The sequence below is a fragment of the Microcystis aeruginosa LEGE 91341 genome (assembly GCF_015206885.1).
GTDB lineage: Bacteria > Cyanobacteriota > Cyanobacteriia > Cyanobacteriales > Microcystaceae > Microcystis > Microcystis aeruginosa_H.
This window is the reverse complement of sequence record NZ_JADEXY010000104.1, coordinates 1-15,452: the sequence shown is the minus strand read 5'-3', so window position 1 is coordinate 15,452 and position 15,452 is coordinate 1. Positions and strand designations below refer to the sequence as shown.

Annotated in this window: 13 protein-coding genes and 3 pseudogenes; 5 read left to right on the top strand and 11 right to left on the bottom strand. The window is 43.8% G+C overall.

Annotation, left to right across the window (positions count from 1 at the left end; all coding sequences use genetic code 11):
- The first annotated feature begins 631 nt into the window (after positions 1 to 631).
- Entirely contained in the window at positions 632 to 1,588 is a 957-nt protein-coding gene (locus IQ234_RS15225) for an RNA polymerase sigma factor, RpoD/SigA family (RefSeq protein ID WP_110580350.1), read from the top strand.
- A 207-nt stretch (positions 1,589 to 1,795) separates the two neighbouring features.
- Here the strand turns inward: IQ234_RS15225 and IQ234_RS15220 are convergent, their stop codons facing one another.
- The 8 genes and pseudogenes from IQ234_RS15220 to IQ234_RS15185 form a co-directional block, all read right to left on the bottom strand.
- Positions 1,796 to 2,671 (bottom strand): S-methyl-5'-thioadenosine phosphorylase, encoded by an 876-nt coding sequence (locus tag IQ234_RS15220; protein WP_193957699.1) that lies wholly within the window; start codon positions 2,669 to 2,671, stop codon positions 1,796 to 1,798.
- 82 nt (positions 2,672 to 2,753) lie between these two features.
- Positions 2,754 to 3,080 (bottom strand): urease subunit beta, encoded by a 327-nt coding sequence (gene ureB, locus IQ234_RS15215; protein WP_002748322.1) that lies wholly within the window; start codon positions 3,078 to 3,080, stop codon positions 2,754 to 2,756.
- 19 nt (positions 3,081 to 3,099) lie between these two features.
- Positions 3,100 to 3,402: an urease subunit gamma gene (gene ureA / locus IQ234_RS15210; protein ID WP_002738360.1), complete on the bottom strand. Its 303-nt coding sequence runs from the start codon at positions 3,400 to 3,402 to the stop codon at positions 3,100 to 3,102.
- Positions 3,403 to 3,708: 306 nt separating this feature from the next.
- Positions 3,709 to 5,655: pseudogene (locus IQ234_RS15205) on the bottom strand (beta strand repeat-containing protein); the annotation flags it as partial.
- Between the two features lie 193 nt (positions 5,656 to 5,848).
- Positions 5,849 to 6,226, bottom strand: a pseudogene (locus tag IQ234_RS15200) (hypothetical protein); the annotation flags it as partial.
- 26 nt (positions 6,227 to 6,252) lie between these two features.
- A pseudogene (locus IQ234_RS15195) lies at positions 6,253 to 6,657 on the bottom strand (hypothetical protein); the annotation flags it as partial.
- Between the two features lie 26 nt (positions 6,658 to 6,683).
- Complete coding sequence (locus IQ234_RS15190; RefSeq protein ID WP_193957697.1) at positions 6,684 to 7,706, bottom strand: Rpn family recombination-promoting nuclease/putative transposase; 1,023 nt, start codon at positions 7,704 to 7,706, stop codon at positions 6,684 to 6,686.
- Positions 7,707 to 7,756: 50 nt separating this feature from the next.
- A complete protein-coding gene (locus IQ234_RS15185) occupies positions 7,757 to 8,785 on the bottom strand; it encodes a DUF4351 domain-containing protein (protein WP_193957696.1) in 1,029 nt (342 codons plus the stop codon).
- 409 nt (positions 8,786 to 9,194) lie between these two features.
- Between IQ234_RS15185 and IQ234_RS15180 the strand changes: the two genes are divergently transcribed.
- Positions 9,195 to 10,085 (top strand): alpha/beta fold hydrolase, encoded by an 891-nt coding sequence (locus tag IQ234_RS15180; RefSeq protein WP_193957695.1) that lies wholly within the window; start codon positions 9,195 to 9,197, stop codon positions 10,083 to 10,085.
- 6 nt (positions 10,086 to 10,091) lie between these two features.
- Here the strand turns inward: IQ234_RS15180 and IQ234_RS15175 are convergent, their stop codons facing one another.
- Complete coding sequence (locus IQ234_RS15175; RefSeq protein WP_193957694.1) at positions 10,092 to 10,922, bottom strand: hypothetical protein; 831 nt, start codon at positions 10,920 to 10,922, stop codon at positions 10,092 to 10,094.
- Between the two features lie 259 nt (positions 10,923 to 11,181).
- Here IQ234_RS15175 and IQ234_RS15170 point away from each other — a divergent pair, with 259 nt between their 5' ends.
- Entirely contained in the window at positions 11,182 to 12,222 is a 1,041-nt protein-coding gene (locus IQ234_RS15170) for an adenosine deaminase (RefSeq protein WP_193957693.1), read from the top strand.
- 90 nt (positions 12,223 to 12,312) lie between these two features.
- On the opposite strand, the gene IQ234_RS15165 is transcribed toward IQ234_RS15170, so the two are convergent.
- Complete coding sequence (locus IQ234_RS15165) at positions 12,313 to 12,720, bottom strand: MAPEG family protein (protein ID WP_193957692.1); 408 nt, start codon at positions 12,718 to 12,720, stop codon at positions 12,313 to 12,315.
- An 8-nt stretch (positions 12,721 to 12,728) separates the two neighbouring features.
- Positions 12,729 to 13,235 (bottom strand): hypothetical protein, encoded by a 507-nt coding sequence (locus IQ234_RS15160; RefSeq protein ID WP_002741066.1) that lies wholly within the window; start codon positions 13,233 to 13,235, stop codon positions 12,729 to 12,731.
- A 213-nt stretch (positions 13,236 to 13,448) separates the two neighbouring features.
- On the opposite strand from IQ234_RS15160, the gene IQ234_RS15155 reads away from it, so the two are divergent.
- Positions 13,449 to 14,690 (top strand): GNAT family N-acetyltransferase, encoded by a 1,242-nt coding sequence (locus IQ234_RS15155; RefSeq protein WP_193957691.1) that lies wholly within the window; start codon positions 13,449 to 13,451, stop codon positions 14,688 to 14,690.
- Positions 14,690 to 15,169, top strand: a complete 480-nt coding sequence (ruvX, locus tag IQ234_RS15150) for a Holliday junction resolvase RuvX (RefSeq protein WP_193957690.1) — start codon at positions 14,690 to 14,692, stop codon at positions 15,167 to 15,169. The genes IQ234_RS15155 and ruvX overlap by 1 nt, the downstream gene beginning before the upstream one ends.
- The last annotated feature ends 283 nt before the right edge of the window (positions 15,170 to 15,452 follow it).

Sequence of the window (15,452 nt, the reverse complement as noted above, 5' to 3'; positions counted from 1 at the left end):
GGATAAGAGACAGGGTGTGGGCTGTGGGCTTCGGCCGTGAGATCAGCCGAACGCGTGTAGGGAAGGAAACCTCTTTCATCTGTGGGGGTGAAAATTTTTTCATCAGGACTGACTCCTGCCTACTAACCCCACCAACAAACTTTTTGCCGCAAACCCTATTTCTTCTCCCCTCTCCCTTCTCCCCACCTCCCACTTCCGTTGCTGATCGCAGGGCGATCGCTAAATGAGAAAATTGCTCATTTTGTGATCTAGATTGCATCCTGATCGGAAACCTTTGGGTAATCTATGAGTAGAGATACTCAAACCTCCTCTTAATTGGTGCTTTCCTGAGAGGGGTGATTTTTTTTTCTCATAAACTTTACAATATTTAATAATTGTTGTAATATTAGTTAAATAACCAAGCTTCTCACTACTTGCCATTTATGCCCATAAAATCTATATCTAGCCAAAAAAAGGACTATAGAGGCAATTAAATCGTCAATTAGATTTCTCTCTATCCTTGAGTAACCACTCACTTATCTCTTTACAAAACGAGAAAAAACTCTGATAGCATCTCCTTAATTGCCCCTGGGGAAGCGATCTGAAAAAAGCCATCAATCCCTGAATATCAATCCTCCATCGACGCGCACTCATGAAAACCTCGAAAAACCCCACCGATCCAGTTCGCGCCTATCTCAGAGAAATTGGCCGAGTTCCCCTTCTCAGCCATGAAGAAGAAATTCTCTACGCGAAACAGGTACAAAGATTAATTTTTCTGGAAAAAATCAAGGAATCCCTTAAAGCTAGACTCGGCAGCGACCCCAGCGATCGCCAGTGGTCAGAAGCGGCGGAAATTAGTGAAGAACAACTACGTCGAGAATTAGGGGCGGGGGATTTCGCCAAACGTAAGATGGTAGAAGCGAACCTGCGTCTAGTGGTTTCCGTCGCTAAAAAATACCTAAAACGCAATCTAGATCTATTAGATCTCATCCAAGAGGGAACCATTGGGATGCAAAGAGGTGTGGAAAAATTCGACCCCACCAAAGGCTATCGCTTTTCCACCTATGCCTATTGGTGGATTCGCCAAGCCATCACCCGGGCGATCGCAGAAAAAAGTCGTACCATCCGTCTGCCCATCCACATCACCGAAAAACTGAATAAAATCAAAAAGGCCCAGCGTCAACTAGCTCAAGATAAAGGTCGCGCCGCCACCATTGCCGAATTAGCCGAGGAATTAGACCTAACTCCTAAACAAGTGCGAGACTACTTGGAAAGGTCCCGTCAACCCCTTTCCCTTGACTTAAAGGTGGGGGACAATCAAGACACGGAATTAGGGGAACTCTTGGAAGATACGGGACTTTCCCCAGAAGATTATACTGCCTATTCTTCCCTCCAGGTGGACTTAGAAAAACTGATGGCAGACCTCACCCCCCAACAAAAAGAAGTGATTTGTCTGCGTTTTGGTTTAGATAATGGGCAGCCCCTCACCCTAGCAAAAATTGGCGTTCGACTCAATATCAGTCGTGAACGCGTCCGTCAGATCGAACGAGAAGCGATCGCTAAACTAAGAAAACGCAGGGCTAACATCAGAGAATATCTAGCTAGTTAGGGTTTGCGGCACAAAGTTTTTCGTGGGGACAGGGTGTGGGGTGTAGGGTGTGGGGTGTGGGGAGAATAAATAAAATAATCTCCTATCTCCTGCCGACCGCCTCCTGACTCCTGCCTTCGTTAAGGGTCAAATTGATCGTCTGGATCACAGCGAGAAAAATGACCCATTTCTAGATTCAGCGGCGACTTTTCTCGGCTATTTCTCTACTTATTCAACATATTTTTTCAAAAAGAGAGCTAATTTTTCCTTAGTGGCGACGGGAACAGAATCTAGACGGGTAAGAATAGCGTATTTAAGGGCAGAATGAGCGGCAGAAACGGGAGGATTAGCTGCCAGACGGCGCACCGTTTCTTGGATCACTTTTTGGGCATTAATAGCGTTATGGTGAAGATTTTCGATCACCATTTCTACCGTGACATGATCGTGATCGGGATGCCAACAATCGTAATCGGTAACTAGGGCTAAGGTAGCGTAGGCAATTTCCGCTTCTCGGGCTAATTTTGCCTCGGTTAAATTGGTCATACCGATCACGGTTGCGCCCCAACTTCTATAGAGATTTGATTCCGCTTTAGTAGAAAAAGCCGGACCCTCCATACAGAGATATGTACCGCCGCGATGCAGGGTAACTTCCGGTAGGTTTAAACTAGCGACGGCATCCCCTAAAATGTTGGCTAATTGGGGACAAATGGGATCACCAAAGGCCACGTGGGCAACAATTCCTTCCCCAAAAAAAGTCGCTATTCTCTCTTTAGTTCTGTCAATAAATTGATCGGGAATGACTAAATCTAGGGGTTTAACTTCGGCTTTTAGGGAACCAACGGCCGAAGCGGAAATAATATATTCAACCCCTAATTGTTTGAGAGCGTGAATATTAGCTCGAAAGGGTAATTCCGTCGGTAAAAAATGGTGACCTCTGCCATGACGCGCTAAAAAGGCCACTTCTGTTCCGTCTAAAGTACCGAGAATTAAAGCATCGGAAGGAGAACCAAAAGGAGTATCGAGGGATACTTCCCGCACATCCTTGAGAGCATCCATTTTATACAAACCACTGCCGCCAATGATGCCAATTTTTACCGTCGTCATAGTCTTGGAAAGAATTAGTTATCGTTGCCTTGATGTTACCACAATTGAGCGATCGAACTGTGATAATTTTTCCGTCAAGGCCTTACTTTTTCTTTTTCTTACCTTTTAGAGAACCATTAATTAAACCATTAAAGCCATAAATTTCTTCAGTTCCCGCAATGGCAACTAATTCCACTTCTTTCGTGTCTCCCGGTTCAAATCTAACGGATGTACCTGCGGGAATATTCAGATGGGTTCCTTTGGTTAATTCGCGCTGAAACTCCAGGGCCTGGTTAACTTCATAAAAATGATAGTGGGAACCCACTTGGATCGGTCGATCGCCTGTATTAGCCACAGAAATACGCAGGGTGTCGCGACCGACATTAATCTCGATCGCTCCGGATGGTGTGATAATTTCTCCCGGAATCATAACTGCTAAAAATCTCCTGTTAGTGAATGGGATTGTGAACGGTAACTAATTTAGTACCATCGGGAAAAGTCGCTTCGATCTGCACTTCCGTAATCATTTCCGGGATGCCTTCCATTACCTCCTCGCGGGTTAATAAAGTGGTGCCGTAACTCATCAATTCAGCGACGCTACGACCTTCCCTAGCACCTTCAAGAATGGCGGCGCTAATATAGGCGATCGCTTCGGGATAATTTAACTTGATACCACGGTTTTTGCGTCTTTCGGCGAGCAGTGCCGCCGTGAAAATGAGTAATTTATCTTTTTCTTGGGGCGAAAGTTGCATAGATGGGCCTTTTTTTCACACAGATGCCTAGGGTTATTGTAGTTCTTGGCGGGATAGTTGTAGCGATCGAGTTGTGAAATTTTATTTACTTAGCCCCGATTATTGATGAAGATTTGGGAAGATACTTAAAAGTCTTGCGTCGTTCAAAACCTTGCGTCTTCATCGGCCCGCGTCCTCTAGGGGCGAAGCATTCGGGCAATAACCTATCGGTGAAACTGTAGATTTTCTAGTCACCAGTAAAGTCCAGAAAACGGGTTTCTCGAAGAAACCCGTTTTCTAGGTGACTTAGAAGGAGAGCTTAGACACTTAGATAAAGAAATTACTCACTGGAATGCTTCCTAAAGCTGGTAAAGTGCCAGTAAATCCGGTGATATTTATTAATAAATCATTGCTGGATTGGAAGCCAGCCGCGCTATCATTAATAACGAGATAAGTTCCGGCTATTGCACCAGTTGTTACTTGTACTAAGGCGGCACTATTAACCGCTAATCCTTGATTACCTGTAGTGGCTCCATTAGCATCAGTAAATACCTGATTGATTAAATTGTCTAAAGTGGTGACAGTGCTATTAGCAGCTCGACTGAAACTACTAGGCGCACTCGTGGCGTTTCCAGCTTGAGTTAATAAGTCAATTTTATCACTATTGATGGCAAAATCTGTGATACTATCGCTTGTTGATCTGGTAGATTGGCCAAATTGAAATATGAAAGTATCTGCACCTAAACCGCCGGTTAAAGTATCAATTCCCGCACCTCCATTGATTTGATTATTGCCACTATTTCCAGTGATATTATTATTACCGGCGTTACCTGTACCATTAACATTATTACTGCCAATTAGTCTGAGGTTTTCGACATTGTTGGGTAAGGTGCGAGTGAGACTGCTTTGCCAAGTATCAGTAATGATAACTTCTCCTATTCCTCCTTCGGGATTGATGGTAGCATTAACGGGATTGGAGAGGGTTACTGTAAAAGCTTCATCGGCTTCATTGAGGTTATCATTGAGGATGGGAATGCTAATAGTAGCAGTGGAAGTATTAGGTGCAATGGTGATAGTTCCAGTTTTGCTAGTGTAATCTACATTAGCGGTAGCGTTAATGGGTGCAGTAGTATAGTTGACGCTAATTGGTTGTGGATTTGGATTGTTGACAGTCACAGTGAGGATGGCATTATTATCTAAGCCTTCGACCAGGGTAATATTATTGATGGAAAGTTGGAAAAAGTCATCATTATTAATGGTTCCTGTAACTGGGGTGGCTGTACCTACTGTATAACCTGTCCCGGAAGCGAGGGTTAAAATAACAGTTTCGTTACTCTCTACTATTGTGTCAGCAGTGGGATTAACAGTTACGGTAGCAGTGGATGAACCAGCAGCAAAGGTGACAGTATTGGTAGTCCCTGTACGAGTGTAATCGGTATTGAGAGTAGCTGTCCCTCCGAGGGTATAATTGACGGTTAAGGAATTAGTTGTGGAACCGCTACGAGTGAAGGTGTAAACCAGATTAGTTGTCCCGTCTTCGGTGACACTACTGGGAGAAACCGCAAGAGTAATCCTGGGAAGGGTGACATCATCATTGGTAATTGTCCCTGTAACTGCGGTGGTTGTACCTATTGTATAACCTGTCCCGGTCGCGAGGGTTAAAATAACAGTTTCGTTACTTTCTACTATTGTGTCAGCAGTGGGATTAACAGTTACGGTAGCAGTGGATGAACCAGCAGCAAAGGTGACAGTATTGGTAGTCCCTGTACGAGTGTAGTCGGTATTTAAAGTAGCTGTCCCTCCGAGGGTGTAATTGACGGTTAAGGAATTAGTTGTGGAACCGCTACGAGTGAAGGTATAAACCAGATTTGTTGTCCCATCTTCTGTCACACTACTGGGAGAAACTGCAAGAGTAATACTGGGAAGGGTGACATCGTCATTGGTAATTGTCCCTGTAACTGCGGTGGTTGTACCTATTGTATAACCTGTCCCGGTCGCGAGGGTTAAAATAACAGTTTCGTTACTCTCTACTATTGTGTCAGCAGTGGGATTAACAGTTACGGTAGCAGTGGATGAACCAGCAGCAAAGGTGACTATATTGGTGGTCCCTGTACGAGTGTAGTCGGTATTGAGAGTAGCTGTCCCTCCGAGGGTGTAATTGACGGTTAAGGAATTAGTTGTGGAACCGCTACGGGTGAAGGTATAAACCAGATTTGTTGTCCCATCTTCAGTAACACTTGCGGGAGAAACCGCAAGTGTGATACTGGGAAGAGTCGGACTAGAAACATAGCTAAAGTAACTAGCAGTTAGACTTAATGCTGTTTGATTAAGGAACAAGAAACCGGGTTTCTCAAAGAAACCTGGTTTCTAAATAGGTTCTCAAAGAAACCCGGTTTCTAAATACCAAAGAAAACGGGATTCTCAAAGAAACGGGTTTTCTAAATAGTTTCTCAAAGAAACCCGTTTTCTAGATATTGATTTTTGCCAAAGACTGCTTAAATTCTGCGAGAGAATGAGCGGTAGCTGCTAATTTTAGTAGCTCTTCTAAGATAGTAGGGTTAGTCATTTTGCCGATTATCTCTTCAATTTCTGAAGAAATTTGTCCAAACCGCACAGTTAAAACTGTTTTTATGTCATCGCGGCTTTTTTCTAACGCTCCAATTTCCTTACCAATTTCCTTACCAATTTCCTTACCAATTTCTTTACCGCGTTCGATTCCTCGTAACTCCATATTACTCATTAAAGGCATGGTTCTTTCCTCCTCAAATTGTTTAATTTTACTCTCTAAACTTGACTGCAATTTAGGGGATAAAGTCATCATTGTGTCGATGATTTCAAACAGTTTACTAAGTAAGGTAGGTATTACCCACACTACTTATTTATTATGATACTAAAAGACTTCCTACACTCCTCAAAAGAATTTACTATAAGTGCGGCTTTTAACATCTCTTCTAAAACCGAAATAACTGAAGCATCATTGATACATTGTCCAATATCTTCAGGGATATCGCCTAGTCGGTTTTCCAAAACTTTTTTCACAAAATCACGAGCATTTTCTAACGCTCCAATTTCCTTACCAATTTCCTTACCGCGTTCTATTCCTCGTAACTCCCCAATTTCCTTACCTATTTTCTTACCCTGTTCGATTCCTCGTAACTCCATATTACTCATTAAAGGCATGGTTCTTTCCTCCTCAAATTGTTTAATTTTACTCTCTAAACTTGACTGCAATTTAGGGGATAAAGTCATCATTGTGTCGATGATTTCAAACAGTTTACTAAGTAAGGTAGGTATTACCCACACTACTTATTTATTATGATACTAAAAGACTTCCTACACTCCTCAAAAGAATTTACTATAAGTGCGGCTTTTAACATCTCTTCTAAAACCGAAATAACTGAAGCATCATTGATACATTGTCCAATATCTTCAGGGATATCGCCTAGTCGGTTTTCCAAAACTTTTTTCACAAAATCACGAGCATTTTCTAACGCTCCAATTTCCTTACCAATTTCCTTACCGCGTTCTATTCCTCGTAACTCCCCAATTTCCTTACCTATTTTCTTACCCTGTTCGATTCCTCGTAACTCCATATTACTCATTAAAGGCATGGTTCTTTCCTCCTCAAATTGTTTAATTTTACTCTCTAAACTTGACTGCAATTTAGGGGATAAAGTCATCATTGTGTCGATGATTTCAAATAATTTAATTATTTGTTCCCTCTCGAACTCCTTTTCATATAATCCCCTGATTAATCTCCACTTCCACTGTTCCCGTTCTGGCAGCTTCCCAGTAGTCGCTTTTGTTTTCAGGTGTGCCATGACTATTATAGCAAAGGGATTGCTACTTGCTTCTAGTTCTGACCAGCTTTCCTCATAGTCCAGTAATTTGACTGTTGGGAATTTCAGACTTACTTCACAACCAGCGATAGTATAATTATAGGAATCTGGTCGCCAATTTACTCGTTCATCTCCTAAGATAGCGAGACTGATAACCGGTTTCTGATACAAATCAAAGGCCCGATAGTTATAAATATACATCCTCTGAGGTAAATTTTCTTCGTATTGACTTTGAATTTCAATATGAATCAAAATCCAGACTTCTTCACCCCTGAGTAACCAAACTTTATAGAGTTTGTCAGCAAAACGTTTTTTTGTCTTTGCTGAAGCGGTAATCCGTTTGAGTTCTTTTTCTAGGGATTCGGGAATTTGTGTCCAATCAATCAATTGGTGAACTTCGGGAAAGAAGAAATGTAAAAACGCTCCAAAATACTCGCTTAATGCTTCTTTCCAGGGTTCATCATAATTGGCGGTTGTTTGTTTCATTATGACAATTTTAGTGGGTTGTTGTCAGAAGGCGATCGCTAACGGAAGAGCTAATCTGTTAAAGTATTTAACCAATTGATTAAATCTTCAACCTTAGAGAAATCGAATAAAGCTTCTCCTAATGCTTCGACATCATCAATACTTAACTCCATTATTTTAGTTTCCAATGAAGGATTAATCTCCCCTAACTTGCGTTTAAGTTGACGAAGAATCAATGTCTTTTCCCGTTCGATACCTTGTTCAATACCCCGTTCAATACCTTGTTCAATACCTTGTTCGATACCTTGTTCAATACCCCGTTCGATACCTTGTTCGATACCTTGTTCAATACCTTGTTCAATACCTAGTTCAATACCTTGACGCATCCAACTGGTGGTAATTTGCATAACTCCCTCCTGTACAGGTTGACTAAATGTGCTAATCTCTTCTTGAAATTGTATCTCTTCCACCGGATTTAGATTGAGATATGTATCAATAAATCCAGAAATTAATTGCATTTTCGCTGGATTTAACCTTAAAGTAATTAACAAGCGCAGACATTCCGCTTTTACCTTGGCTCGCTCTTTCTCGGCAATGTTCATCCTAGCCATCAAAGCTGAAGCAACCGGATTCGGTTGATTGAGAAAATCTCGCCAATTTAATCGATTTAACTGCACTACTTGATAGTTAAATTCTAATACCTTAAAATCGGGAAAATCGACCACATATTGACTAATCGCTTCTCTTTTTGGCTTTGAATAAGAAAAAATTACAATGGGATAAATCGGTAGGACAAATTTCTCATGAAAGCGAGCAAAATAAGTAAACATTCGCCGATTAAACCACTTGCGGGAACTTTCCTGTGCCTCTACATGAATCAGAAAAAAAGATTCTTTTCCTCGAAACTTAACTTGTACGACTAAATCGCTTTCATACCTTTCTCCTTCCGTGACATCAGTAAATACTTCTTTGTCTAAAAAAGTAATCGAGTCCCTATCTAAATAATTCATCAATTGAGGAAAAAATAACTCGATAAATTCGACAAAAAAGGTGGAGATTAACTCCTTAAATAAGCGGTCATGGTCAATATTATTAGTCATGTAATATCATCTTAACTAATCTGAGCGATGAATGACTACTCGTCCCTATTGTATTCTGAAAAGTCGGTTTTGGCAACGGATTGTTATGATTTCACCCCCTTAACCCACAGCGATTGCCAAATTCGCCCAAAATCCATCAGATTGAGCAAAACTGAACAAAACATCGTAAACAGCAGGAAGAATCGGCAAAAGAGTAGAAATCATGACATTAACTGCAAAAGTTTATTGCTAACAGTTTTAGCCCAACAATCCCCAATTTTTCAAGAACCCTGTAACAGAAATTAATATTGCAAGAAAACGGGTTTCTCGAAGAAACCCGTTTTCTAAAAATGCTTCTATTCGCTTAATGCTTCTTTCCTGACAGTATATATTAAGAAAAGCAACGAATACTTTATAGATATAACAAAGTATGCAACAAATTCTAGGATTAGAGACACAAGCAAAAATTTGGCATTGGCGGGGATTCAAAATCACCTATCAGAGTGCGGGGGAAACAGGACCGGCGATCGTGCTTGTGCATGGATTTGGGGCATCTTGGGGACACTGGCGGAAAAATATCCCCGTTTTAGGCGAAAAATGTCGCTGTTTTGCCCTAGATTTAATTGGTTTTGGCGGTTCCGACAAACCCGAACCAAAAAACGAGGTCGATTACACTTTCGAGACTTGGGGGGCGCAAATTGCCGATTTTTGTCGGGAAGTGGTGGGAGGTCCTGCTTTTTTGGCGGGTAATTCCATCGGTTGCGTGGCCATTATGCAGGCTGCCGTCGATTATCCCGATTTTGTCCTTGGGGTGGCGGCGATTAATTGTTCCCTCAGACTACTGCACGAAAGAAAACGGGGGGAATTACCCTGGTATCGTCGTTTCGGCGCGGATATTGCCCAAATAATTCTCAAAAATAAAGCAATTGGGGCTTTTTTCTTCCAACAGATCGCTAAACCCCAGACAGTGCGTAAAATTCTCCTGCAAGCTTATCGGCGCTCGGAAGCGGTAACGGAGGAATTAGTAGAAATAATCCTAAAACCCGCCAGAGATCAGGGAGCGATCGAGGTTTTCCTCGCTTTTACCGCTTATTCCGGCGGTCCGCTCCCAGAAGACCTACTGCCGATTCTCCCCTGTCCGGCTATTCTGCTTTGGGGTAGCGAAGATCCCTGGGAACCCTTGTCCTTGGGCCGGGAATTAGCAAGATTCCCGACAGTAAAACAGTTTATCCCCTTAGCTGGTTTAGGCCACTGTCCCCAGGATGAAGCTCCAGAAATAGTTAATCCGATTTTATTAGACTTCCTGCAAGCTCCTATCTAAGTCCTTCTAGTAACCAGAAGACCGGGCATCAATGGGTTGTTGGATCGAGAAACCTCGGTTAGTAGTTTGAGGGGGAACTTGATAGGGGGTGCCATTATTGTTGGGTGGCATTCCCTGACTGGGATAACCGGTGACGTTCGGTTGACTGCCGTAAACGGGGGCCTGATATACGGGGGGTTGATAATAGTTGGATTGGTTGCTAGAGCCGGGGACCGGGTTAGGGTTGGCATTATTCCAGGAGGGTAGGGGCTGAGTATTTTGTTGATAAGGGGAATAATTTCCCTGGGGGTTGACTTGATTCGGGTTGCCCCCGGGGTTGAGATTAGAATAATTATTCAAGTTATTAGTCCGCGAGCGATTTTCGATTTCTCTCTGTAAAGGATAATTGCTAGTGTTGCCACTAATCGGTTGCACTTGAATCGGTTGCAGGGTTTTACTAGCCTTCGGTGGCTGATTTGGCTTAGTCTGCGGCATTAACGGGGCGAATAAAGAGGGTTTCTGGCTGTCATTGGGATTAGTATTTAAAGGATCAAAAGACTGCGTCGAGGTCGGTTTCCTCGGGCGAGCGGTATTATTATTGGCAGGAATGGCCGGCAGTGGTACGGCAGTGGGGAGAGGAGTATCGGTAATCTTGTTGCTCTCGATTTCGCGTTCCTCCAAGGACTTTCCTGGGGTATCGAATACCGAACCCAACCATCCAGGATTCTGTTGATATATCGAGAAAGCAATTAGAGCTAAGGAAAATATTCCTAGGGGCAGCCAAAATAAAGGTTGGGCAAAGGGTTTTAATCCTGCCAAGAAATAGCGCATGGAAGAAGAATCTTTATAGTCACTCATACCGCTTCACCCTCTATAGGTTTTCCTCCATGCTATCAAATCATTAAGCAGTGATCAGTGATCAGTTATCAGGAGTCGGTCGTCGGTCGTCAGGAGATAGGGTGATAGGGTGATAGGGTGATGAGACAGCTGCCCCATTTCCCCATTTCCCACACTGTTCACCGACTAGGCACTGATACTATTTGCGAGCAATTGTCAAACAATTGTAAAACTTCGTTATATTTAAGGAACATTTGAGAGACTAAGGAGCAGCGGAGTTGTGGCTTTATACGCGGATTTGCATCGGCATTTAGGGGGATCGGTAGTACCGAGAATTCTCTGGCGCTACTTTCACAGACATGAGCGGGATTTAGCGGCTAAATTCCCAGAATACCCCGCTTTTGAGGAATTTTACACCCGCAAACGCAATAGTTTAGATGAATATTTGGAATTACACACCCTCGTCGAAAGTGTTCAAACCGCCCAAACTTTGCCCTATTTTATCTATCGTCTGATTCGCGGTGCTTATATCTTCGAGAATCTGGCCTATTTAGAATTGCGCTATACTCCTTACTATCGCACCGACGAACATTTGAACCAAACAGAGCGCATCGAGCAAATGCGATCGATTGTCGAGATCGTTGGTCAAGCCTCGAAAATGAGCGAATATCCGATTATTACCAGTCAAATTCTCTGTATGCACTCGCGACTTCCCTACGAAGTCAACAAAGCGATCGTCGATCTGGCCCTAGAGATGAGAGAATACGTCTGTGCGATCGATATTGCCGGGGGTGATTCCTACTACCAAACTCGACTAGAGGAGTTTGCTGGTTTATACAGTTATGCCAGGGAAAATGGTTTAAATACCACTGGCCATCTTTACGAAACAAAGAACGGTTGTTATCCCCAATTACTGCCCTATCTGCAAAGAATTGGTCACGGTATTCAAATTCCCCTACAATACCCAGAATTGCTGCCGGAAGTTGCCCGTCGTCATCAATGTTTAGAAGTCTGTCCCACCACCTATTTAAAAACTGGCACCCTCGAAAGTTTATCGCAATTAAAGATAGTCTTCGATCGCTGTTTTGAAGCGGGGGTTGATATTGCTATCTGTACCGATAATGCTGGTTTACACAATGTCCGGCTGCCCTTCGAGTACGAGAATTTACTCACCCTAGACGTGATCGACTTTCGACAATTACAGGCTTGTCAAGATGCGGCTTTTCGCCATGCTTTTGCTTGGCCCTATAGTCAAAAACCCGCCTCACTTTTAACCGGTTTGTTATCAGTGGATAATCCCAAATTACCGGTTTATCAGTAACAAAATTAACCTTAGTTCGGGTTAGGCAAATTCTTTACCGCTCCCGAACTATAGCGTTTTTCCACTCTCCTGCATCGGGTTTCGGGAATTCTACTGAATCTTGATTAAACTCAACCCAAAGAGAGTATAAGTACACAGAGAACCAAGACCGAACATCAGGGAACGAGCGATCGGGACATTAGTGATATAAAAAAGGGAAAATAGAAGCCGGAGGATCACAAAAGCGATCGCACAGTTAGCAGCCAGGGATGAGGAGACTCCTGTAACGTAGGCCATGAGAGCGGCGGCACTATAGATCATAAAGGTTTCAAAACCATTTTGATGGGCCCAAGTTGCTCGTTTAGCGTAGTATGGGAGTTGATCGAACATTGCCCGGGGAGCGGAGGTATTGTAACCCACCTTAGCTCTAGCGTAGGCCACCAGCAGAAAAGGTAGATAGACAGAGATAGCGGCAGCCACTATCGAATAGAGAAGAATGGCACTGACGGAGAGATTCATCGCTGAATTTAGTCAAAATAAAATAGGGTAACTAGCTTGCGTTGATCTTCCGCTTCCGCGCAGGTTTGCAAAAGGGTCTGACTGTCGTGGAAAGCAAAACAGATTAACTGTTGACAACGATTGATAATCTCCCGATTACAGAGGCTGCTGGCTTCCCCTAGGGATAGATGGTCATTTTCGGGACATTCCACCAGATGGATAACCTGCTGAAGTTGTTCTTGGGATTCCAGGGGCTGGCGATCGAGACTTTGGGGTAAGATCACGGTTAACAGATTAGGATCTGCCCGCATTGCCCCCTTAATGACGGCGGAATTGGTTCCCGTCGCCCCGGAGGTCATAATCCGATTGCCCGCCAGCACGAGGGCATAGGCCATCATTTCGATCAATTGCTGGTGGGTGATGGGAACGTGACGGGAACCCAATAAAGCGACGCGCTTAGAACCGGTCTGCTGAATGGCGGCCAGTTCTTGAGCTAGAGTGTCTAGGGTGTTAGTGGTATCTACAGATTGACTCAAAGACTTTTACTGCAAATTCGGACTGATTAACCGTCCGTTATTGTAGCATCGAATTGTCATGATTGGAAATTTGGACTAAAAAACCCCAGATGCTCATCGAGGTGTCCTTTCCGTGGCAGTCTCCTAATGATCCGTCAGAAATTGTTATTGGTGCAGAAGTGCCTCTAGATTCTGCGGTAAGATAGCTGCATAGACGATATTTACCCCAGAGCCATGACCACTTCTCCTGTTCCCCAAGGGGACGATTTTAGCGATCGCCCAATCCGTCCCGTACAATATCGGGATCTAGAAGACATTGAAGCTTTAACCCTGGATGACTTCGATGAGGATATTGATCGTCGCGCCCAAAATTTCCGCACCCAGGTGCAGCAGGTGCGTCCTTGGTTTGGGTTGTTTAAAATTCTCAGTTTTTTTCCCAATCCTCTGCAACACCGTTTTCATGTCTATGTGGCTGAGTCCCTGGCCAATCGGGGAGAAGAAGGGAAAATTCGTGGGGCTATCCAAGTTACTCCTTTTAATAGTAGTCGCAGCACTTGGCGGGTGGAACAGGTGCGGGTGCATCCAGGGGAGTCTTTAGGCGAACCCAAGGGCATCGGGGCGCAATTACTGCGTTATTGTCTAGAAACGGTTTGGGAAGCCCGCACCTGGGTGTTAGAGGTTAATATCAATCAAAAGGACAGTTTGGCTCTTTTTCGGCAACACGGTTTTCAGCCTTTGGCAGAATTAACCTATTGGTCTTTACCGCCGCAATTATTACAGGAATTGAGCAAACAAGAGGCAGATTTACCGAATTTACTGCCTGTGAGCAATGCTGACGCTCAATTACTTTATCAGTTAGATTGTGTGTCTATGCCGCCGTTATTGCGTCAGGTATTTGATCGCCATATCCAGGATTTTAAAATCAGTTTAGTGGATAGTTTGTTCGGTCGCTGTCAAGGTTGGTGCGGCGGTCCCCAAATTAGTCGCGGTTACGTTTTTGAACCACAACGAAAAGCGGCGATCGGTTATTTTGAATTAATTCTATCTAATCAAGATGAGCGACCCCATCAAGCGAAATTAATTGTCCATCCTGCCTACACTTGGCTCTATCCTAAGTTATTAATTCAGATGGCCCAGATCACGCACAAGTATGCCCCTCGATCGCTAGAGTTGATATCGGCTGATTATCAGCACGAAAGACGGGAATATCTGGAACAATTGGGAGCAATCCGCAGTTCCCACACTCTAATGATGTCGCGCTCGGTATGGCACAAAATCCGCGAAACTAAGCCAGAAAATTCCGCCCTAGCAGAAATGCTGCAGGGTTTACAACCGGTGCCACGAACTCCTATCCCTAGTCGGATGTCTTGGTTAAAATGGCCCAATAATCCCCCCCTAGACTCCCTCGACAGTCCGGGGGAAATTCCCCCCGCTAAACCCCCTTCGGAACCCCCGGATCAGGGGCATCCAGTGTGATGGAAAGGGTCGCCGCCTTGGGCTTAGATATCGGCAAAAAACGGGTAGGAGTGGCAGGCTGTGACGGCACAGGTTTAATCGCCACCGGTTTAACCACGATTATCCGTTCTTCCTTTGTTGCTGACTTAGCACAGTTTGAGGCGATTGTCAAGGAAAGAAATATTAAGATTTTGGTGGCGGGACTGCCCTATACCATGGCGGGAGAGTTAGGATTTCAGGCTAAACAGGTACAAAAATACGCCCAGAAACTAGAGATCGCCTTAGATTTACCCCTCGAATACATTGATGAGCGTTGCACATCCCTAGAGGCGGAAGAATTCTTAAAAGCCAAAAAACAGTTTTCCTCTTGGGATAAGGGAGCGATCGATCGGGAAGCGGCGGCGATTATTTTACAACAATGGCTCGATCGCCGACGGCGAGTTAATAATTCAGGAGACGGGAGACAGGAGACAGGAGACAGGAGACGGGAGACAAACTAATAAGGGACTTGCGTAGGAATAATATCCCAGCCAGAAAATCGCTCTGTAGAAGAACCAGACCAGCCAGATGGCACATTATCAAAGCGCAAGTCCCTAACACCTCGAAGGCTCTCCCCCTACTTAGGGTGATCAGCAAACCTGAGAGATCGGAGGGCACACGCGATCATTGGTGTCAACTTAAGCAAGAAGCTTAATTATAAAAAGTAGCTGATTATCCAAGAGGAAGGAAGTAAAAAATGGTAAAATAAGGCGGAGAAGTCAGAGGTGGGTCAGTGAAAAAGCG